Source organism: Loktanella sp. S4079, from assembly GCF_000967725.1.
Taxonomy (GTDB): Bacteria; Pseudomonadota; Alphaproteobacteria; order Rhodobacterales; family Rhodobacteraceae; genus Yoonia.
This window is the reverse complement of the sequence record NZ_JXYE01000006.1, coordinates 322260-343948: the sequence shown is the minus strand read 5'-3', so window position 1 is coordinate 343948 and position 21689 is coordinate 322260. Positions and strand designations below refer to the sequence as shown.

15 protein-coding genes and 1 pseudogene are annotated in these 21689 nt (G+C 50.6%); 14 read left to right on the top strand and 2 right to left on the bottom strand.

Going from position 1 to position 21689, the window contains the following annotated elements:
* The 7 genes and pseudogenes from TW80_RS18315 to TW80_RS14715 all read left to right on the top strand — a co-directional run.
* Positions 1-419: hypothetical protein (locus TW80_RS18315; protein WP_045998170.1), on the top strand; the 419-nt coding region annotated here is incomplete at its 5' end.
* A gap of 569 nt (positions 420-988) precedes the next feature.
* A pseudogene (locus tag TW80_RS14745) lies at positions 989-1528 on the top strand (transposase); the annotation flags it as partial.
* Positions 1529-2268: 740 nt separating this feature from the next.
* On the top strand, positions 2269-3222 hold the full coding sequence (gene ytfQ, locus TW80_RS14735) for a galactofuranose ABC transporter, galactofuranose-binding protein YtfQ (protein WP_045998168.1): 954 nt from the start codon (positions 2269-2271) through the stop codon (positions 3220-3222).
* An 87-nt stretch (positions 3223-3309) separates the two neighbouring features.
* Positions 3310-4824 carry a sugar ABC transporter ATP-binding protein gene (locus tag TW80_RS14730; protein WP_045998167.1) on the top strand — a complete coding sequence of 505 codons (1515 nt, stop codon included), beginning with the start codon at positions 3310-3312 and terminating at the stop codon, positions 4822-4824.
* Positions 4824-5858 (top strand): ABC transporter permease, encoded by a 1035-nt coding sequence (locus TW80_RS14725; protein WP_045998166.1) that lies wholly within the window; start codon positions 4824-4826, stop codon positions 5856-5858. The genes TW80_RS14730 and TW80_RS14725 overlap by 1 nt, the downstream gene beginning before the upstream one ends.
* On the top strand, positions 5855-6847 hold the full coding sequence (gene yjfF / locus TW80_RS14720) for a galactofuranose ABC transporter, permease protein YjfF (protein ID WP_204218510.1): 993 nt from the start codon (positions 5855-5857) through the stop codon (positions 6845-6847). The genes TW80_RS14725 and yjfF overlap by 4 nt, the downstream gene beginning before the upstream one ends.
* Positions 6844-7566 (top strand): FadR/GntR family transcriptional regulator, encoded by a 723-nt coding sequence (locus TW80_RS14715; RefSeq protein ID WP_045998165.1) that lies wholly within the window; start codon positions 6844-6846, stop codon positions 7564-7566. Before yjfF ends, TW80_RS14715 begins: the two co-directional genes overlap by 4 nt.
* 146 nt (positions 7567-7712) lie before the next feature.
* Here TW80_RS14715 and TW80_RS14705 read toward each other — a convergent pair whose 3' ends face one another.
* Both TW80_RS14705 and TW80_RS14700 read right to left on the bottom strand, forming a co-directional pair.
* A complete protein-coding gene (locus TW80_RS14705; protein ID WP_157033295.1) occupies positions 7713-8369 on the bottom strand; it encodes a hypothetical protein in 657 nt (218 codons plus the stop codon).
* Complete coding sequence (locus TW80_RS14700) at positions 8329-13416, bottom strand: Ig-like domain-containing protein (protein WP_162197188.1); 5088 nt, start codon at positions 13414-13416, stop codon at positions 8329-8331. Before TW80_RS14700 ends, TW80_RS14705 begins: the two co-directional genes overlap by 41 nt.
* Positions 13417-14052: 636 nt before the next feature.
* Here TW80_RS14700 and TW80_RS14695 point away from each other — a divergent pair.
* From TW80_RS14695 to TW80_RS14665, 7 genes are all read left to right on the top strand, one after another.
* Positions 14053-15258 carry a hypothetical protein gene (locus TW80_RS14695; RefSeq protein WP_045998161.1) on the top strand — a complete coding sequence of 402 codons (1206 nt, stop codon included), beginning with the start codon at positions 14053-14055 and terminating at the stop codon, positions 15256-15258.
* A gap of 852 nt (positions 15259-16110) precedes the next feature.
* Positions 16111-17115 carry a glycosyltransferase family 2 protein gene (locus TW80_RS14690; protein WP_045998160.1) on the top strand — a complete coding sequence of 335 codons (1005 nt, stop codon included), beginning with the start codon at positions 16111-16113 and terminating at the stop codon, positions 17113-17115.
* Between the two features lie 30 nt (positions 17116-17145).
* Entirely contained in the window at positions 17146-17922 is a 777-nt protein-coding gene (gene rfbF, locus TW80_RS14685; protein ID WP_045998159.1) for a glucose-1-phosphate cytidylyltransferase, read from the top strand.
* Positions 17907-18977 carry a CDP-glucose 4,6-dehydratase gene (gene rfbG, locus TW80_RS14680; protein WP_045998158.1) on the top strand — a complete coding sequence of 357 codons (1071 nt, stop codon included), beginning with the start codon at positions 17907-17909 and terminating at the stop codon, positions 18975-18977. The genes rfbF and rfbG overlap by 16 nt, the downstream gene beginning before the upstream one ends.
* Positions 18978-20219 carry a class I SAM-dependent methyltransferase gene (locus tag TW80_RS14675; protein ID WP_045998157.1) on the top strand — a complete coding sequence of 414 codons (1242 nt, stop codon included), beginning with the start codon at positions 18978-18980 and terminating at the stop codon, positions 20217-20219.
* A complete protein-coding gene (gene rfbC, locus TW80_RS14670) occupies positions 20219-20764 on the top strand; it encodes a dTDP-4-dehydrorhamnose 3,5-epimerase (protein WP_045998156.1) in 546 nt (181 codons plus the stop codon). Before TW80_RS14675 ends, rfbC begins: the two co-directional genes overlap by 1 nt.
* Positions 20761-21681, top strand: coding sequence for an NAD-dependent epimerase/dehydratase family protein (locus tag TW80_RS14665; RefSeq protein WP_045998155.1), 921 nt, complete (start codon positions 20761-20763; stop codon positions 21679-21681). The genes rfbC and TW80_RS14665 overlap by 4 nt, the downstream gene beginning before the upstream one ends.
* Positions 21682-21689 lie beyond the last annotated feature (8 nt).

The window sequence follows — 21689 nt, the reverse complement described above, 5'->3', positions numbered from 1 at the left end:
ATCCGCGCTGCCCAAGCCCTACCCGTCCGCCTTATGGCGGCACGGCCGGCATAGCCTATAGCACGGCCTACGCGCCGATCCGCGGTGGCGAGGTAGACTTCACCATTTGGTATCCGGCCACCCCGGGCGGTAAAGCCATTACAGTTGGTGGCAATCCGCGGATTGCATGTTACCAATCTCTGGGGACACTCGACGGTGTCTGTGGATATGGTGGTGCCTTGGGAATTGAGTCCGCGGACAACACTGCTGCTCTGACCTACGCGTTTGAGATCGACGGCGAGCGGGGTGACGACTATTCGATGAGCTCTGCCTCACTCAGTATCGAGCGCGCAATTGGAAAAGTCGTACTGAGCGGAACCGCTGGAATGACGTCACGAGGAAATGCAACGGTTGGCGGTAACTTCGAAATAAACTTCTGAGCGTCTTCCGGATAAGAGATGCGGTGGCGATCGGTTTTCGCCTCCGCAAGCTCGTCGTAAGCGTTACTTATCAGTAAGCTATCGCCGAAATGGCGCAAATCTTCAACCAATGAAATGCAAAGCGCTGTTTGTCACGCGCTGCTTTGAATATGAGAAATCCCAGTCTTCGTCTCCCGTCGCGACGATTTTGCCAATCTTCGATTTTTAGCTGGATACGCTGCCGGAAGAACCTGACGAAGCTTGGTCCATGTACTTGATCGCAGACCATCTTGCCTATGACAGATCAAGTCGAACGCTTAATATGTTGGATGACTTCAATCACGAGGGGCCGATCGATTTGGGTTTTGTTGTCGCATGTGAATGAACCTGTTCATTCAGGTTCTTAGACTACCGCATGGCAAGGCTGTGCGTGGCGCTAAGCCGCCTATGCCGTTACCGAACGGTCCTCGATACAGTCGGCAATCATCTAAACCCTCCATTCGCTGCTGAAGAGTTCAAAGAGAAAACGACTGCTATCAATTAGATGCTCCTCTCGTGCATCGCTGCGCGATACCCTGACGGGCAAGGGGCAGACCGACTTCACTTACTTCAAGATCATTGATTGGGGCTGGTTTTATCTGTCCACTATCCTGGATGACTACGGCCGTTACATCATCTCTTGGAAGCTGTGCACAACGATGCGCGCCAAAGATGTAAAGGATACTATCGCATTGGCTTTAGCAGCATCTGGCTGTGACAGGGCCGTTGTTCAACACAAGCCTCGTCTGCTCAGTGATAATGGGTCATGCTACATATCTGGCGAACTGGCCGATTGGTTGGAAGAACATAAAATGGGTCATGTGCGAGGTGCGCCGTTCCATTCCCAAACCCAGGGCAAGATCGAACGCTGGAATCGAACCATGAAAAACCGCGTGTTGTTGGAGAACTATTACATGCCAGGCGATCTTGAACAGCAGATCAAGGCCTTCGTCGAGTATTACAACAATCAGCGGTACCACGAAAGTTTAGGCAACGTCACACCGGCGGATCTCTACTTCAGCAGGGACAAAGCCATCATTAGCGAACGGAAAAATATCAAGAAACTGACAATCCAGAACCGACGCTTGTAACATCAAAAGCATGCAGCATAATCAAATCAAAATTGGACCAGAGCCTCCATGCTTCAAGCAGCCCTCGTGTCCCAAATTATCTGACGACAGACAGTTGGGACCTGAAAAAGCGACCAAATGATGGGTCCAGTCCGCACGCTCTGTTTCAGTCAATGGCAGATTTTCGTCATCAGCATCCTGGCAGATGTCACTATTAGACGCTACATTGATTGTGACATCGTTTAGCCGAATAATATGGGCGTTGCGTATGACCTTAACCCGAAATCCACGCTCGCGAAGAACAGCGGGGTCGTTCATCTCGCCTTGTACGACATTGCCAAGCTCAAGTTGGTGTAAAAATGTTAATCCTGATCGAGTGGGTCTCGGGACTCAGCAGCGACATTAGAGGCGTTCCGGTCCCCGCTTCGACGGGTAATAATAGCAAGTTAAGACATAATACTCTCCAAAATAAAAGCTTAATAAATAACGCTATAATAGCATAACTTGCGCAACAACACAGCCAAGACGAATGCTGCGGCCAGCTCAGGAGCCCTCGTCTATGCTAGGTCCCTTAAGGGATTGACCGAGGGCGACGCCGACGTTTCACTTGTTTAATTTTTCTTAAACGCAGCGTTTGGAGCCCTTGCGCAGCGAATAAGTTGCATCTTCGGAGCAAGCGAGTTCAAGAAACATGCGGCTCTTTACAAAAGTAATAAAGTAATACTTAATAGGTTCACTTTTACGTTCTTTGGGAGGAACTCATGAATATTAGATCAACGCTCCTTGCGAGCGCCGTTACATTTTTGCCTGTTACTGCGATGGCTCAGGAATTGACGATTGGCTTTTCTCAGATTGGTTCAGAATCTGGCTGGAGGGCTGCCGAGACGACCGTCACGCGCCAAGAAGCCGAAAATCGTGGTATCGATTTGAAGTTCGCTGATGCCCAGCAAAAACAGGAGAACCAAATCTCTGCGCTGCGTTCGTTTATTGCGCAAGGTGTAGATGCGATCTTGATTGCGCCCGTAGTGGCGACTGGATGGGATGAAGTGCTGGAGGAGGCCAGCGACGCAGAAATTCCGGTCATATTGCTGGATCGCACAGTTGATGCCTCGGATGAATTATATCTGACGGCAGTGACCTCCGACCTTGTGCACGAAGGATCCGTTGCCGGGCAGTGGTTGGTTGATACTGTAGACGGTGCGGATTGCCGTATCGTAGAGCTGCAAGGCACGACGGGTTCGTCGCCAGCAATTGACCGCAAAACCGGTTTTGAGAATGCAATTGCGGGTCATGATAACCTTGAGATTGTCCGCTCGCAGACGGGCGATTTTACCCGGTCGCAGGGCAAGGTCGTGATGGAAAGCTTTCTAAAAGCTGAGGGCGGCGAAAACATTTGCGCCCTGTATGCCCATAATGACGACATGGCTGTCGGTGCGATCCAAGCGATCCGCGAAGCCGGGTTGCAGCCGGGTACGGATATTTTGATCGTTGCGATTGATGCCGTGCCGGATGCACATTTGGCGATCGCAAATGGTGAAATGAACGCCACTATCGAGTTAACCCCAAATATGGCGGGACCCGCGTTAGACGCGCTCGAGGCGTATCTGGCAGATGGCACCACACCACCAAAGTGGATCCAAACTGAATCGCGGCTTTATACGGCGGCCGATGACAATCAGGCGATCTACGAAGAGAAAAAGGGCTTGGGTTACTGAGTTTTGTGCCAATATGGCACCTATTCATAAACCTTTGAGTCCCGTGTGAATTTTAGCGGGGCTCGCCTTTTATTGCAGGATTTCCGAATGACCGACGATAAGCGCCCAGTGCTCTGCGCCGAGGGTATCTCAAAATTTTTTCCCGGCACGATTGCGCTGGATGATGTGAGCCTGACCTTGTTTGAAGGTGAGATTCACGCGCTCTTGGGCGAAAATGGCGCGGGCAAGTCTACTTTGATCAAGTGCCTTACGGGTGCATATCGGCGCGATGCCGGAACGATCTCAATTGATGGAACTGATGTTAATCCAACCTCGACATTGGCGAGCCAGTCATTGGGTATTGGCACGGTCTATCAAGAGGTCAATCTACTTCCCAATTTGACGGTTGCTGAGAACCTGTACCTTGGCAGGCAGCCCACGCGTGGCCCGTTTGTCGCGCGGTCGCGGATGAATAGAGACGCGCGCGCGTCGCTCAAAGCATTTGGGATTGATATTGATCCGGCGCAGCCGCTGTCCTCATATTCGGTTGCTGTGCAGCAGGTCATTGCAATTGCACGGGCGGTAGAGTTGTCAGGCAAGGTGCTGATCCTTGATGAACCGACGGCAAGTCTGGATCGGGACGAAGTTCAGCTATTGTTTTCGGTCATTCATAAGCTCAAGGAACGTGGGCTGAGCATCGTTTTTATCACGCATTTCATGGACCAGGTGTTTGAACATGCAGATCGCGCCACTGTTTTGCGGAATGGGCAAGTCGTGGGAACACGGCTACTGCGTGACGTAAGCCAAACCGACATTGTGACGCTGATGTTGGGTCGACAGTTAGAGGCGCGGAAGAAGGCGCCGAAACACGTAGTCCAAGGGGATACGTTGTTGGAAATCAACGATCTGGCCAAGACGGGGACACTTGAACCGTTCTCACTGAATATTCGCGAGGGCGAAGTCGTGGGGCTTGCTGGCTTGCTGGGATCTGGGCGCACTGAGACCGCCAACCTCATCTTTGGGGTCGTAAAGGCAGAGTATGGCAAACTGCGTTTGCGCGAGCGAGATATTCGGGTGAACAACCCACGTGATGCAGTTGCGCACCGATTTGCGTTATGCCCCGAAGACCGAAAGAACGACGGTATCGTGGGTGATCTGAGCGTCCGCGACAATATCATTCTGGCTTTGCAGGCACGTCAGGGTTGGACACGCCCTATCCCACGCAGCAAGATCGATGAGATTGCCAATCATTACGTCAGGACACTCGATATTCGGCTGGCGAATTTGGACATGCCAATTCGTTTGCTTTCTGGTGGCAACCAACAAAAGGCGTTGTTGGCGCGTTGGCTGGCAACCGATCCAGATTTTCTGATCCTCGATGAACCGACGCGCGGTATCGACATTGGCGCCCATGCCGAAATTATCGCGTTGATCGAGCGTCTTCAGCAAGACGGGATGGCACTACTGGTCGCTTCATCAGAAATGGAAGAACTGGTCGCATATTCGAGCCGCGTCATTGTTATGCGCGATCGCCGCCAAGTCGGCGAATTATCTGGCGACGACATCACGACCGATAACATCATCCAAGCCATTGCGGCTGAGCCAATGACAGGAGCAGCCTAATGTCTGGTCGTTTGTTTTTGCGACGAATTACGCCCCAACTGATCATTCTTGCCGTTGTTCTGGGTCTGAATTTCATCGTCTTTCCGGATTTCTTTAAGATTGAATTTCAGAATGGTCGCCTGTTCGGCAACCTGATTGATGTGCTGAAGCGTGGTGCACCAACGGCGTTGCTGTGTATCGGCATGACCTTAGTCATTGCGACCAAAGGAATTGATCTGTCGGTCGGTGCGGTCATGGCCATTGCTGGGGCGACGGCAGCGTCATTGGTTGTTGATGGTCATCACTGGGTAACCGCGCTGGCAGGAGCGCTTGCTGTTGGGGCGCTATGCGGGTTGTGGAACGGGTTTTTGGTGGCCGTTCTGCGTATTCAACCTATTGTCGCGACGCTTGTTCTGATGGTTGCAGGACGTGGGATTGCGCAACTGATTACCGAAGGCACCATTCTGACCTTTTTGAACCCCGGTTTGATCCATCTTGGGGCGGGGACGGTCTTGGGCATGCCTACCCCCATCCTAATCTGGGTTCTTCTTGGTGCTCTTGTGACGCTTGCTGTGCGCAAGACCGCACTGGGGATGCTCATCGAGGCGATAGGCGTGAACGAAGCGTCGTCGCGGCTTGCTGGCATTAATTCGCGGGTTCTATTGCTATGCGTTTATGTCGTTTCCGGTATCGGGGCTGCTATCGCCGGGGTGATTGTTGCCGCCGATATCCAAGGCGCGGATGCAAATAATGCGGGGCTTTGGCTTGAGCTTGATGCGATCCTTGCCGTGGTGATCGGCGGGAATTCCTTGCTGGGAGGACGGTTTTCGATTGTTGCATCGCTCTTGGGGGCGATGATCATACAGTCAGTCAATTCCGTCATTTTGCTGTCTGGAATGCCGCCAGAGTTCAATTTGGTCATCAAAGCTATTTTGATCCTCGCCATCCTCGTGATCCAGTCACCCAAGGTCGGCCATCTTATCTATATTATCCGTGCGTCTGCCCCACCACCAAAGGTGAAACCAGCAACGCAAGTCAAGGAAACGACACAATGATCCGATCCACTCATCTCCCGCTACTTGTTACCCTCGCGACCTTTGTTCTGGCCTACGCGCTTTGCGCATCGCAATATCCTGCGATGCTATCAATGCGGGTCATTGCCAATCTGCTCACGGACAACGCGTTTTTGGGGATCGTCGCTGTTGGGATGACCTTTGTCATTCTATCGGGTGGGATTGATTTGTCAGTAGGGTCGGTCATCGCCTTTACCGGTGTATTCTTGGCCGTGGTGTTGCGGGATACATCAATCCATCCTCTGGTGGCATTTGTCGTCGTTTTGATCATTACCACGGCGTTTGGCGCGGCAATGGGGGCGGCCATCCATTACCTAGAGATGCCAGCGTTTATTGTAACGCTGGCAGGTATGTTTTTAGCACGCGGCGCGGCCTATGTGCTTTCGACAGATTCCGTGCCGATCACCCACGAATTTTATGACACCTTGCAATCCATGTATTGGAAGTCCGAAAGCGGCGGGCGATTTCGCTTAATTGGCGGGATCATGATCCTCACATTCTTGGTAGGCATCATCACAGCCCATCGCACGCGCTTTGGTCAAAACGTCTATGCGTTGGGTGGCGGCGCCATGACGGCACGGCTGATGGGGGTGCCTGTTGCCTCGACAACGATCGGGATCTATGCGATTTCGGGGGGCCTTGCCGGGCTGTCGGGAATTGTTTTTTCGCTGTACACATCGGCTGGGTATTCGCTGGCGACCGTTGGTGTCGAACTTGATGCTATCGCAGCGGTGGTCATTGGTGGCACATTGCTAACCGGAGGATACGGGTTCGTCGCGGGCACGTTTTTTGGCATCCTCATCATGGGGTTGATCCAGACCTACATTGTCTTTGACGGGACATTATCAAGCTGGTGGACAAAGATCGTGATTGGCGGTCTGTTGTTCGCGTTTATTCTACTGCAAAAGGGACTAACTTGGGTAACGACGGCACGCAAAAAAGCAGTGACTGGCTTCGCCACGCTATCATGAGCTTTGTCCACTCCGGCGCAAGAAGCGAGAAGGCTTCGAACCATACGAACTTTGTGGTCGAGCAATTGGGGCGTGCGATTGTCGCGGGTGAGTATCCGCCAAACACCATGATCCCCCTTGATCCCGACATTTGCGAAATGTTCGGTGTATCGCGCACAGTTGTACGCGAGGCGAAAAAAACGCTGATCGCAAAGGGATTGATCCAGTCCAAGGCCAAGGTCGGCACACATGTTCGATCTTCAGATGACTGGAACATGTTCGATGAGGACGTGTTGCGCTGGCATGCAACACTGCGCAACCCTGCCAAATTCTATGAGGATCTGTTCGAAATTCGTATGATCTTTGAGCCAGCGGCAGCGGCGCGTGCGGCGGAACAGGCGAATTCCATCGACAGTGCCCGCCTCACCGAACTGTGCGATGATATGGCGAACGCGACAGATCACGCTTCCTTTGCGATTGCCGATTACGAATTCCACAAGCAAGTTCTGAAACTGTCTGACAACCGGTTCCTGCATTCGCTTGGCAATATGGTTCAGACCGCGCTCTACTCGATGTTTTTGATCGAAGCCGATCAAGCATTTCCCGAGAGCAAAACAGATGTCGCCCACAAGCATCGTGTTATTGCTCTTGCCATCGCATCTGGCGAGGCGAGCAAAGCCAGCAAAGCAATGACAGACGTCATTCGCGAAAGCTACAACCGTACTCGTGTTACGCCCTAACGTCTGGAATATCGGGCAAAATAAATTGTTGGCCCACACCAATTGCAAGCCAACGCGACCCGACACCCCAACATGGTGCGCCGCAAATACCTTGTTTCCAGCGGGTTAAAATGGCACGAAGCCGCGACTTGGCGGCACCGATCCCGTTATTTCTCCACCGCAAAGACGCCATTTTCAATGGCAGTGTCACCAATATTTCCTTCTGCCATTCCTGCGATAGCGCCTACATCGTCACCGTTATGGGCAAAGAAGTCACCGTCCAGCGCAATGTCGCTATCGACTACCGTGCCCGCGTGCGTCAGCTGTCCTGACAGCGTCAGGGTCAAGGTTGAGAAGGTGGGCGAACCTGATTGATCAATATTGCCAGTCCCGGTCAATTGACCGTCCATTGCGCCGTCTGTTTCATGTATGAAATTTGATGCCGTACCGGTTACTTCGTCAGTTCCAAAACTCACATTCATAGTAACTTCGGAGACGACCCCACCTGTGCCGAGGTCCCCATGAAGAAAGCCAACATATGCGGAACTACCGGAATCGGGAAGGTCACTCGTTGTTGGGGAAGCACCCGGCGCGACCCGACCTTCATCATCCAAATATTTGGATGACATAGCGGTTGCCTCTGCATTCAGTTCGGCAAAGGTCGTTGCTTCGGGCTCGCTGTCATCGCCACTGGTTTCGCCGCAAGCCATAACTGAAAGAACGAGGCAGCTTGCACAAATACGCGTGATAGATTTTTTCATTAATTTTTGTCCGTTTATGTCTTTAAAATGTGAGAGGATCAGCAGCGACGATGAAATCGTCAATCGTTAGACTTTCATGATCCACGTCACGCAAGATCATGCGATCACTGTCTGTTTCCAACAACGCGCCTGTGCCGCGATATTCGGTGATTGTGACATCGCCAAAATCCATTCCATCTAACCGGATTTGGTCAACTCCGTCAGTAAAGTCATAGACAATGTCCAATTCCGTGCCCTGAGAAAACACAAATATATCCGCCCCATCGCCACCAAACATGCGGTCGATCCCTTTGCCTCCGACAATGACATCAGCACCGTCAGCACCCGCCAGTTGGTCGTGACCATTGGACCCCGCAAAGACCACGGTCAGATCCTCACTACTGGTTGGGTCGAGGGGCTCTTTATCCGTTAGCGTAGCCACGCCAGAAGCACCTGTCGCTTGGGCAAGATCGACCACGTAATCGGCGTCACTATTCGCGGCGATAATTGTTTCACCGCCATCTGTTTGTTCAATGGCGTCGCGCAATGCGGCTGGACCATCCACCATGATTGGATCCGGTGTTGGCTCAATTGGCGTGATAGTGCCGCTAGATACGTCCAGCTCAATATCAGCAAAGCTTAGTGTTTCGACATCAATTAACCTATCAATGTCACCGGTCGAAAGATGCGTAACAATGAGCGTTTCTCCGTCAGCTGCATAACTGTAGTCTGCCAAGTTGCCCTCAAAGATGGCTATATCATTGCCTTCGCCACCGACGATACGATCATTGCCAGTGCCGCCGCAAAGGATGTCGTCACCGTCGCCGCCATTCAGGCCATCATCATCGTCAAAACCGTAGAGAACGTCGTCACCGTCAAGACCAATTAGGAAATCCTCAGCCTTGGTGCCCCCAAGACTGTTGTTCAGATTGTCCCCAGTAAGAATTTTGCCTTGCTGAAACGCCTCTCCGGATCGGCCACCCCACCAGTTTGGTGTTGTCTCATTCAACTCATCAATCAGCTCAGCCCTCGGGTTTGTGTCCCCAATCCAAGTGCGCAGCGACCACGACCCATATTTGCTCGACGCGCCAACATCGCCAAATTGCATGTTGGGACCGTCACCAACTTCCATCCAGCCATCCCAGAGATCTTGGTAGAGATCAGCCATGTCTTGTGAGCGAACATACTCGGCTAGGAATGTCTCAAAGTCGGCGGCGCTGTCGTCGATTGCAAACAGGTGGTGAACGTGTTGTCCGCCTTCGTAAAGGATAAGCTCGAGTCCATCTTCAGCAATGATATTCTTGAGGCTTTTCAGCTGTTCGATTTTGCTTGGAACAGAGCCGCTGTATTCCGGGTCACGCAGCATGGCTGTCAGCCACGCATTTGCATCGACATTAGGGTCCGCAATCGCCGCAGCAAGCGCGTTGCGATTTTCTTCATCGGACATGATGCTGCTGCCAAAATAGCTAGTCGCTGCGATCGCATCGAATACATCTGCGGGCCGTTGATAGTTCTCGGGATCAGCCTGTTCCCACGTTTGCGCATTCAAGATTGACCGAAGTGTGAACTCGTTGCCGGTCTGGACACCAAGTGCCGTCGTTAGACGTGTTTCGGCTTCGTCGCCAAAGACTTCTTTCCAGATCAAAGCCATCTGAGTAGCTTTGTAGGCGTAATAGGAATTGACGTTTCTTCCTAGTTCTTCGCCAAACTCTTCTTTGGCCATGGCCAATAACTCTTGGGTCTGCTGAAAAGCCCAGTTCCAACCTTCATTCGTGTATTCGACAGTGACCTTCAGACCCTCGTCAAGATTGTCGCGGACGTAGGTGGCGAATTCGCGCATGTACTCTTCGGTGGCGAGGTGTGGCATGGTGAACCAAGGGTCCGCGCCGATTTGGTTGGCCAGTTCGACCATCACCTCAACAGGAGGCTGACCACCCGTCCAGGTCTGGTTGTCGATCATACCGCGCTCGCTCCACTCACTGATGGTGGAGTTGTTCGTCCCCATCCAGTCCATAAAGCGGATTGCACGGGTGTCCTCGATCACGTCCAACCAATCGGGATTGAAAATGGCACCCGCCTCGTGAAGGTCGAGGTGTTCTTCTTTGATCATCGTGAAATTGCGAAGGTGATCGCCGGTGCCATTCGGGTCCGTCTCTGAAATATTGAGAAAGATCGTGTTGCCGCCAGCCTCAAATGTAATTTTGTTTCCTTCTTGGCTGATGATTTCAACATCTCCACCGAGTCTGAACTCACCTTCGCCTTCGTACTCCAAAACATATGTGCCGGCACGCGTTGCACGAACACCTTCATTTTCGCTGGTGTTTGACCAAGCCCAAATTGTTCCAATAGAGTCAATTTCTTCCGGAATTTCTGTCGGCCACCCATTTTCATCGAGGTATCCCGCCTCTGACATTTGCTCATTGGAAAAAGCGCCCCACTGGTCGGTGTGCCCGACCAAGCCGCGAGAGGACTTCATGATATCCAGAAAAACCATACCCGTTGACCAGTCAGACAGACCGCCAAGACCATAAGCAATTGTCGGATCAGCCAAACCATCCAGACTTTGCATTTCAGGTACACTATCTGTTGTTGTTCCGGGCGCACCACCCGGTGTTGGCGAAACCGCAGCAGCAGCAGTTGTTGTAATCGTCAGGCGTGCTTCTGATACATTACCAGCCCCGTCCGTTACCCAATATTTGACGGTCTCGGTCCCCGTGTAATCCTGCGTGGGACGATATGTGATCGTGCCATCGCCATTGTCAAAAATTTGCCCGTGCTTCGGCGGGGTGATGCCATCTATAACCACATCATTTCCCTCGGGATCAGCGTCGTTCGCTAGCAAATTAAGGATGCTGTCCTGGTTGCCTTCAACTGTAACTGTTTCATCTGCGGTCACAGGCGCTGCGTTATTGAGGTCGACCTCACCTCGGTAAACAGCGTCGCGGTAATTAAAGAATTCATTCCCCAACTGTACATTGTCATCGATGAATACCGGGGTACTAAATTTGTAAATTTCACCTGTTAGTCGGTCTGAATAATACTGCTGGACAAAGAAAACATTCTGGCCATCAGCAGTGCTGTAGTACCCATCAGTTTCCAAGATATGGACCACCTGACTAAGACCTAAATTGTAACTGTCATCACCTGCTGGGATCGGTGTTTGACCTAGACTGTCGGTCTTCGTGCCCCGAATTTGGACCGTCCGACCGCCGGGTACATCATGCGCTCCGTTGTAAACCAACGCCTCGTCCAATGCGATGCTAACAGGCACCGGCGTGATAACTTGTCCTTCAATAAGAGTATCAAACTCAGGCAGGTAACCTGCAATTTCTTCTGCGTCATCGCCAAGATTCTTGAATTCTGGATTGACGATAAAGAACTGCTTCATGTCCAACGTGAGTTCGTCATTCGTCCAATGATGCGACAAATCAATTCCTGCACGGTTAAAACCGTCGATCGTTGCATTTGTTATAACGATGTCAGAGGCATTGTTGCCGATTTGTATTCCGTTTAACGCGTTTGAAAATGCGGTGGGTTCCTTACCGATCAAATCGAAATCGGTAAGAACATAATGCGCCGTATACTCAAGCTCCGCGCCAACTTGCACGGACCACGCCGTGAACTCAGAAAATTCGCTATGGATATCGTGTCCCTGATTTGGGTTGGCTTTAACGACGATTAAACCCTGATGCGAAGCAAAGGTTTCGTTATTGTGGAATGTAAGGATCGGCGCATCATCAATGGTGATTGATCCTTTCCCATCAAGCGCGTCGGCGAGCTCAAACTGACCATTCTCTAAATTGATGTTCCCGCGGACGCTCGGATCGTCTGTGCGCGGACCTCGATGAAAATATGTGTACCCATGAGTTACGCTTGCAGCAACGTTGCCTTCGGCATGTACGAGCCGGCCTTGGAACCAGAATCCATCGCCCGTCCGGCCCATATCAAACAGGTCGAGATCGACCGTGTTCTTAGGATTCGTGAAAGCAACGCCTTCAGCATTGATCGCGATATTGTTTGTCCAAGTTCCAATTTCGTTCCCTGTTTCAGCGACAAAACCTGCGCCGAACGTGTCAAACGTTGCATTATTGTGCACCAGAACATTGGAATTATGGTGCACCAGCCCCCAACCGGGGGACCCAAAGACAGCGTTGCCGACAGCCATCGCAGGATTGTCCGCATCATCCACACCGTTGCTGTGGAAATGCAGCGAATACCGCCCCTGCACGTTGCTATCTGACTGAATGTCATCCCCAAAAACACTGACGGCTTTCGCCTCAATGGATTTGTCGGTTCGGCCAAGTTCTTCAAAAGCCGCGTAGCGGATGTCGCTTTCACGCGAATGCAACATCACATGCCCGCGCTCGCTAACTGCGGCCCCTTCCTCGGACGAAAAGGTCACGTTGCGAGAATAGTTCGCCACCGAAATTTTGAGATCCGCGCGCGGGGAATCGTGATCATGCTCTAACGCCACATCAAACGTGATCGTATCGCCGTCTATTGCTGTGATCGTACGTACTTCATCTTCGGATTCGTGATAGCGAACGGCACGAATGTCCTGATCCCATTTATGACCATCATAGCGTGAACCCGCGATGACGATCGTATCACCAACCTGCCAATTGGTGGGAACTTCGGCCAAGGTAATTGTCGTATCGCCCGCCATTGGATCAGTGAGCGCTTTATGGTGCGCTGATTTTTCCTGACCGTGCACCTCAATTTCTCCCAGCGCCACCAAACCGCGGCTGAGCAAACTGGGGTCCCAATTGACATCAATCGCCCCATTGTTTGCAAACACAATATCTGCATTGACACCTTCAGCGACAGGAGCATCGGCAGTACCGATCGTCAGCTTGCCCGTGTAGCCCACAACCATCGTATCAACGACTAGCTTTGTGTCACTTTGCGTCGCAAAGTGAAGCTCACCCATAACCCCAACAGAAAAAATGCTCTCCTCGGACATCCCGTCATAAGACACATCAACGCCCGTCGGAATGAAAACCTTAGCGTCTGCGCCGGGTACTTCGCGGTCACGCCAAGTGTCTGGATCAAACCAAGATCCGTTCGAGATCGCGACATGCGTCGCGCCAGACATTGACACAAGATCGGCCGCGGGAGAGTGATTATCCATTTGGATCCCCATCTAAGAGATTTGAAAAATAAGTGGGCTTAATTTTCTGACTCAATTTACAGTCAGTTTTCATTCAGGACGGTTTGTGCTGATTTTCAGATACTTGAATTCACAAGCATAAAGATTGACTTGGTCAGGGCATGTGGCTCTCGCGTTAGAAACAAATTTGTACAAACTTGCCGTAGATTACTACGCCTGTCAGCAATAAGTATTACTTTATCAATAAGTGGCGATTATCTGCTCAATAGCAGTGTCACCTCAGTGGCGTTTTGGAACTGCGCATGTTTTATTTTTCTGCTCATGGACGAGCTATCATGGGCTGTGAACGTAGTTCTATCTCGATGTCAGCTGTGGGGAAGCGTGGCGGGTGTCGAAAGTATGTTTTCAGAGTTAGTCATCGCGGCGCAAGGACTTTCAGCGGTTTCGGTAGCCGAAAGCAATCAGATTCCGGTTTACTGCAACGGGGCCGATCTTATCCTAGCCGTTGAAGATCTGGTGTAAGTCAATCTGGCTGTTGAGCGAAGCACATTGCGTTAGCACAGTTTTTGCACCCGTTATTGGTCGGTAGTGCGGGTTGCGTCTACTTGAGGAAATTCAATAGGTTTTCATAAAATTTATTAGACCGGATTGAGCAATATGACGGCCGACGATTGGTTTCTTGAACATAACGAAACTCCGAATCCGACGGCGGCAAAGGGCCATGTCGTGATCACCCAAATCGCCAGGAAATCGCCTGCTGCCGCATTGGCGTTGGAGGCAGGTGATGCACTGGTCAGCGTGAATGGTACTCCGGCGGCCAAAGCTGATATCCCAGCGATATTATTGGCGAACAAGCAGGTGACCTATGTCTTTCATCGGCATAGGGCTGGCACTATGGTGCGGGTCAAAACTGCTGCCCTACCCATGGGGGTCCGCACAGAACCGTCATCTGACGACATCGTTGCACGGTATCGGACGCAAACGCTCGATCAATTTGAGGACGCGATGACCCTTTGGGAACGTGGCGATCATGATCATTTGCGCAAGATTTGTGATGGGACCGCTGCGACCAAAATCTTCAGGAAGTTTAGCCACACCACGAACGATAACGACCTTGTCACATTTGTGCGGGCAGTTTGCGATATAGAAGCGGGCGATCAAGAGGTGTTTAGGGGTATTCTAACGCTCCGAAACGAGATGGGGAACGGCACGAATGGCAGCGTGGCGCGGCTCGCCGATTTTTATGCCGCGCGATACAGATGGCAAGCTGGTGAAGAAGATGCTTGCCGCAATATTCTCATTCCGCTTATGCACGAGGGCGGTTGGGACAGCCCACGCATGACAGCCTTTGCCAAAGAGGTGGGCATCAAACAGTCTGAAAATTACTCCCGTCTCGGGAAGCAATACAATTACCTGTTGGACGCAATGGCCCTAGAGGTCGTCGCGGGGGGCGACTGGGTTGCAAACGTCACGGCGTGGGCTAAGGCTTTGCCGCCGGACAAGGTCATGCCGGTTTGTCTGATGCTGACATTTCGCGGGAACGGTCCCTACAATATGGGGCTGACAGCATTTCGGACCATGTATCCGTTCATAAAGGACCGTGTGGAACGTTTTGTTGTCATCACCAGTGTTCCCGATCGGGGGAATGATCCCAAAGAATGGTATCTGGCCGAGGATGCGGCGATAGCCGAAGGATTGCCGCTGGTTGTGTTGGCTGACCCATCGGCGTTTTTTGCCGATGCAAATGTATCTGCTGCGCCGGAATATATCGCGCTGAGTCATGAGAACCTCGTGGTCTGGGACGATTCCCTGCATGATGATTACGCGTATTGGGAAATGGTCGCCGACATCGGGGCAGACTGACTGCCACTCATTTGTAGGAGCCTTTGTGAACTCTGGGTCCTGAACGTGCGAGATTGTTACTGGCCGCAGACAATCTGACCACGATGCTGTTCGCGTCACACGGGGGGATCGGTGGATAGGCTTCGGACGACCAATTTGCAAATTCATTGGTATAAGCGACGCATTGCATAAACGCCTGCATCGTCGCCTCGGCTTGACCCCAACTTCTGCCACACGTCGAAGAGGTCATCGAGCTAGACCGCGCGACATGTGCTTGCGGAAATTAACTCCATGTCATCAGTGAAGAAGTGAGTTAGCGGCTGGACATTGTCCCCTCACAGTTCCGCGTGATCGTCGGGCGCGACATTCTTGAGTATATCGAACTGTTCTACAACCCGAAGCGTAAACACACGAACAACGGTATACTGTCGCCAGATAACTATGAAAACAGACAGAGCAAACTGGAAAAGGCGAGTGTCGAGCAAACTAGGGGTGCCCTCAGATTGCACCGAGCGCCTTAAGCCGTTTTGCGCATTTCATTAGCTGCTGTCTGTTCCTCTAAAGTAGCCCGTCGTTTTGCAAGGTGAGCACGTTGCCATTAATGACCTCGCCCTCGCGACGGCATAGTTCAGCGGAGCTGTCTTCGCTCAGAGTTTTTGCTGTCTTTCTTATCGTCCTCCTTTCGATGGCTACGATGAGTGTTAAACACTCATTTAGCAAATGATCCTATTTGGTCCCAGAAGTGCTGACGGCAAACAGTCAAGTACTTTCAAGCTCACTTTCCGTGGGAACATAGATGCGTTGTGGCAAAAGTTACTTTCAACTACGGTTGCGTAAAATATTGACGTGCAAATTAGTTGAAGAGAAACGTAAATGGGCCTTACTGCAGCAGATAGCACACATAAAGACATGATTACTTTTGTAATTCCTGTCTTTAACGAAGAAGCTGTGATCCCCCAATTGGTCGAACGGTTGGATGCGCTATTTGAGCGTGTTGATGCTGATGTTGACGTGGTTTTCGTAAATGATGGTAGCCACGACGGAAGCGCAGAATTGATCGAAAATTATGCGTTCAACAGGCCATATCGTTTAGTTAATTTGTCGCGGAATTTTGGACATCAGATTGCAATTACTGCTGGTGTTGCCGAAGCACAGGGTGATGCGATCATTATCATGGATGCCGACTTGCAAGATCCTCCTGAGGTGGCAATCGATATGATAGAAGCTTGGCGTAATGGCTATGATGTTGTTTCAGCCAAACGTGCACGACGACAGAATGAGAGGCTGTTCAAGCGCTGGACAGCGAGTGTTTATTATAGACTGTTGGCCAAAATGACCCCAATCGATATTCCGCAAGATGTGGGGGATTTCCGTCTTATTGATCGTAAAGTCGCTGATGCGTTGAATGCAATGCCTGAGCAAGATCGTTATTTTCGCGGGATGGTCAGCTGGGTTGGTTTCCGGCAAACGCAGGTCACTTTTGAACGACAGGGCCGTGCTGCCGGGGAATCAAAATATCCGCTTGGTGCAATGATACGGTTGGCGGCAAATGGAATTTTGGGGTTTTCTGATCTGCCCCTACGGATCGCTCTATGGTTTGGCATGATGATTGCTATGGCGTCATTCGCAGCAGGTATTTTTGTTTTTGTGGGTTGGTTGTTTGGCGGTGATACTGTTCCCGGTTGGGTGTCTAGCATGCTGCTTTTATCGTTCTTAAGTGGTGTGCAGCTTCTGACACTAGGTGTTGTCGGTCTGTATGTTGGGCGCATTTACAATGAAGCAAAAGGTCGGCCACTTTATTTAATAGATCAGATGCAGGACCGTCATATTGAGGCCAATTTAACAGAAGACAAGCAGGCCGGGCAGCGTCGGCAATAACTGCAGCAAGAAAAAGAGAAAGCAGAAAAAATGCAAGTTGCAATATTATGTGGCGGACTTGGTACGCGCATCAGAGAAGAGACTGAGCTAAAGCCAAAACCCATGGTGGAGATTGGTAACAAGCCAATCCTTTGGCACATCATGCGTGGTTACAGCCATTTTGGGCATAATGACTTTGTTCTATGTACGGGCTACAAAGGCGACGTAATCAAACAGTATTTTCTGAATTATCAAAACCACATTCAGGATATCGAAATTGATTTAAAGACATCCAAGGTATCACACCTTGGCACCATGGAAGAAAATTTACCATGGACGATCCGCATCCAAAATACAGGTGTACATACGCTGACCGGTGCGCGTCTAAAACGGGCCACGCGTTATATTGATGACGATATTTTTCTAGCCACATATGGCGATGGTGTTAGCAATGTCGACATCAACGCGGTGATTGCACATCATCACGCGGCAGGTAAACGCGCAACTGTTGTTGCTGTGCGTCCATCATCCCGGTTTGGGGAGCTCGCGCTAGAAGGAGACGCTGTTACATCTTTCAACGAGAAACCACAAACGGGCTCGGGTTGGATCAATGGCGGTTTTTTTGTGTTTCAGAAAGATATTTTCGAAGAGTTGCCCGACGATGACGATATAACACTCGAAGATGGCCTATTGCAGCAATTATCCGAAGCCGGAGAGTTAAGTGTCTATAGGCACAGTGGATTTTGGCAGTGCATGGACACCCAACGCGAAATGAATCTGCTTGAGAAGTATTGGCAATCAGGCAAAGCGCAATGGAAGCTTTGGTAATGTCGGACACTTGGTGGCAGGGTCGGCGCGTATTTGTCACCGGACATACGGGATTCATGGGGGGGTGGTTATGTAGCTATCTGCTGAGCAAAGGCGCAATTGTGTCTGGCTATGCTTTGGCCCCTGTTACTGATCCGTCATTCTTTCACGCAGTTTCGTTGGGCAAACGTCTAAATGCGTCCATAATCGGAGACGTGCGCGATTTAGACACTCTGTCGGCCGCAATGTCAGACGCCCGACCAGAGGTTATTTTTCATCTTGCGGCACAGCCATTGGTGCTGCGGGCAAATGCGGAACCGATCGAAACATTCGAAACCAATGTGATGGGCACTGTCAATGTGATGGAGGCAGCACGGCATCAAAATGACCTGTCTGCCATGTTGCTTGTTACAACGGACAAAGTTTATCAAAATAACAACTGGCATTGGCCATATCGCGAATCTGACCCGCTGGGCGGCAAAGAACCGTATAGTGCAAGCAAAGCAGCAAGCGAGCATGTCATCACAGCATATGCCAACAGCTATTTTCCCGATTTGGGTATTGCTGCCTTGCGCGTGGGGAACATTATTGGCGGTGGCGATTGGGCCGATAATCGCTTGCTACCCGATGCAATCCGTAGTTTTGCAAAAGCAGAACCACTGACGCTTCGTAACCCTCGGGCTGTGCGTCCCTGGCAACACGTACTGGACCCATTGCCGGGGTATCTTCAATTGGCGCAAGCGCTTGCAGAAAAAGGCACAGCGTTTTCTGGGGGGTGGAATTTTGGTCCTGTGGCATCTGATTGCCAGCCGGTCGCCATTGTTGCCCGCCAGATGGCACAGGCTTGGGGCGATGGGGCGAGTGTTCAGGTTGAAGAAACATCACATATATTCGAGGAAAAGCTTTTGTCTTTGGATAGCGCCAAAGCTCATGCGGAACTGGGTTGGTCCCCTACATGGTCTTTGTCAGACGGAATTCTTGCCTTAGTGGACTGGTATAAATCGCACTCTGAAGGCGCAGACATGTGGGCTTATACACAAGCACAGATTACGAAATTCGAAGAAAGACGTACATAAATGGCAACACATTGTAGGTTCTGTAATAGCCAACTGGAACACGTGGTTGTCGATCTTGGGCTTAGCCCAGTATCGAACCGTTTTCGTGACATGCCAAGTGCAGATCATGAAGGGCAAATGTTTTACCCACTTAAAGTTATGGTATGTGATACCTGTTGGCTGGTGCAGTTAACTGACGTAACAACACCACCGCATTTTGATGAAAACTACGCTTATTTTTCTTCTTTTTCAGTGTCTTGGTTGGCGCATGCAAAGCGCTATGCTGATATGATGCAGGAAAAATTGAACTTGGGTCCTGATGCGCTTGTCGTTGAGGTGGCAAGCAACGATGGTTATCTGCTTCAATATTTCAAAAAAGCGGGCATCAAAGTTCTGGGAATTGAACCATCAGCGAATGTCGCTGCCCATGCCAAAGAACAACACGGAATTGAAAGTATCGTTGATTTTTTCGGCGAGAACCTAGGTAAATCACTGCGGGAAAAGGGTGTTTCAGCAAATTTGATTGCTGGTAACAACGTGTTGGCCCATGTGCCAGATATCAATGATTTCATTGCCGGTATTGAGCTAATTCTTGCACCTGATGGGACAGTTACGTTCGAATTTCCGCATTTATTGCAAATGCTAACATTGGGGCAATTTGATACGATCTATCACGAACATTATTCGTATCTATCGCTTCTAACAGTTGAAAAAGTTTTGAACGCGCATGGCTTATCTGTTTACGGTGTTGAGGAACTGCCAACTCATGGCGGTTCATTGCGTGTATTTGCCAAGCACACGAACAGTGATGTTCAGGATAATACCCTTGCCAAACAGTTAGAAAAAGTGCGGCGTGATGAGGCAACCGCGCGTTTAAATAGTCATGCAGGATATAGCGCATTTGCCGCACGACCTGCACAGTGCAAAGCGGACTTGTTAGCATTTTTGATAGAAGCACGAAAACAAGGTAAGACAGTATGCGGTTATGGCGCACCCGCCAAAGGCAACACCATGTTAGACTATTGTGGAATTGGTCCGGAACTGTTGCCATTCACCACAGACCTAAGCCCGCAAAAGCAAGGTAAATTTCTTCCCGGAGCAAATATTCCTGTTCACGACCCCAGCGTCATTACAGAAACACGCCCCGATTACATTCTGATTTTGCCTTGGAACTTGCGAGACGAAATTGAAGCGCAGCTAAAAGATGCGCGCGATTGGGGCGGAAAATTTGTTGTAGCAGTACCAGAGCTGGAAATTTTCTAATGGAATTTACGCCAACGTCCATTCCAGATGTTCTAAAAGTTACTCCAGAGCCGCATCATGACATGCGCGGTCATTTTGCGCGAACCTATTGTGGCCAGCAATTCAAGGAGATGGGATTAGAGCAACCAATCGCGCAGATGGCATTATCGCATAACACCAAACGCGGAACACTCCGCGGCTTGCATTTCATTCCTGAAGCATATGGTGAGGCTAAACTGGTACGCTGTGTGCGCGGTGCCATATTTGATGTCGCTGTCGATTTGCGTCCGGGATCTGAAACCTATCGTCAGTGGACTGGCATCGAACTAAGCGCAGCGAATATGGGTGCGCTTTATATACCCCGTGGTGTGGCGCATGGGTTCGTAACCCTATCGGATAACACTGATATCCTTTATCAATTCAGCGCACCACACCGACCGGGTATTGAGGTGGGGATAGCTTGGGATGACCCGCAAATTGCTGTGCAATGGCCGATTGAACCTACTGTCATTTCAGAACGTGACACCGCACTGCCAAAACTGTCGCATATTGAACCCATATCATGACCAAACCACGCATATTGATCACTGGTGCGCGGGGATTTGTTGGGGCGCAGGTTCTTGCACAATTGGGTGACCAATTTGATTTGCACGCTGTGTCGCGTACAGTAAGCGCAGGAAAAGGCGTCACATGGCATGATGCTGACTTACGTGATGTTGCAGCAAGTGCCGCACTCATCCGCGATATCCGCCCAAGTCATATGGTTCATAGTGCTTGGGAAACAACGCACGGTGAATTCTGGGAAGCAGAAAGCAACCTAGATTGGCTTGAAGCAAGCAAGGCGCTATTTGCAGAATTTTGCGCGTATGGTGGTAAGCGTATTGTCGCCTGTGGTACCTGCGCAGAGTATATGGGTTCGTCCGAACCACTGCGCGAGGGTGATGATACGCAACACCCACCGTCGACCTATGGACAATCGAAAAACAATCTGCGGGTTGTCTTAGATAATACACCTGTATCCTATGCCTGGGCGCGAATATTCTATCCTTATGGTATTGGCGAAAATCCGAAACGATTTGTTCCATCCATTTGCCAGTCATTGTTAAAAGGTGAACCAGCTAAGTGTTCATCAGGTACACAGTTGCGCAACTTTATGGATGTGCGTGATCTGGGTCTGGCCATTTCAATGCTTGTAGAACATCCACTAAACGGACCCATTAACCTTGGGTATCCGACCTCTTACAAATTGGGCGACGTCGCAATGATGCTCGGAAAAATTGCGAATAGACCTGACCTGATAAAACTGGGAGCTTTGCCAGATCGCGTAGGAGAAGCACCAGTATTAATCCCAGACTTGTCACGGCAGAAAACAGAGCTGAAGTTTACCCCAAAGATGACGTTGCTCGAGGGTCTAACCACCGCGTATCATTGGTGGAAAGACCACATGGTCGATGATAGTACTGTGGGTCAAAAACCCCTATAGAACACATA

What these genes read in the sequence shown, in the direction of transcription:
- ytfQ (WP_045998168.1), top strand. Translation starts at nt 2,269, where the DNA reads ATGAATATTAGATCAACGCTCCTTGCGAGCGCCGTTACATTTTTGCCT.
- TW80_RS14730 (WP_045998167.1), top strand. Translation starts at nt 3,310, where the DNA reads ATGACCGACGATAAGCGCCCAGTGCTCTGCGCCGAGGGTATCTCAAAA.
- TW80_RS14725 (WP_045998166.1), top strand. Translation starts at nt 4,824, where the DNA reads ATGTCTGGTCGTTTGTTTTTGCGACGAATTACGCCCCAACTGATCATT.
- yjfF (WP_204218510.1), top strand. Translation starts at nt 5,855, where the DNA reads ATGATCCGATCCACTCATCTCCCGCTACTTGTTACCCTCGCGACCTTT.
- TW80_RS14715 (WP_045998165.1), top strand. Translation starts at nt 6,844, where the DNA reads ATGAGCTTTGTCCACTCCGGCGCAAGAAGCGAGAAGGCTTCGAACCAT.
- TW80_RS14700 (WP_162197188.1), bottom strand. Translation starts at nt 13,416, where the DNA reads ATGGATAATCACTCTCCCGCGGCCGATCTTGTGTCAATGTCTGGCGCG.
- TW80_RS14695 (WP_045998161.1), top strand. Translation starts at nt 14,053, where the DNA reads ATGACGGCCGACGATTGGTTTCTTGAACATAACGAAACTCCGAATCCG.
- TW80_RS14690 (WP_045998160.1), top strand. Translation starts at nt 16,111, where the DNA reads ATGGGCCTTACTGCAGCAGATAGCACACATAAAGACATGATTACTTTT.
- rfbF (WP_045998159.1), top strand. Translation starts at nt 17,146, where the DNA reads ATGCAAGTTGCAATATTATGTGGCGGACTTGGTACGCGCATCAGAGAA.
- rfbG (WP_045998158.1), top strand. Translation starts at nt 17,907, where the DNA reads ATGGAAGCTTTGGTAATGTCGGACACTTGGTGGCAGGGTCGGCGCGTA.
- TW80_RS14675 (WP_045998157.1), top strand. Translation starts at nt 18,978, where the DNA reads ATGGCAACACATTGTAGGTTCTGTAATAGCCAACTGGAACACGTGGTT.
- rfbC (WP_045998156.1), top strand. Translation starts at nt 20,219, where the DNA reads ATGGAATTTACGCCAACGTCCATTCCAGATGTTCTAAAAGTTACTCCA.
- TW80_RS14665 (WP_045998155.1), top strand. Translation starts at nt 20,761, where the DNA reads ATGACCAAACCACGCATATTGATCACTGGTGCGCGGGGATTTGTTGGG.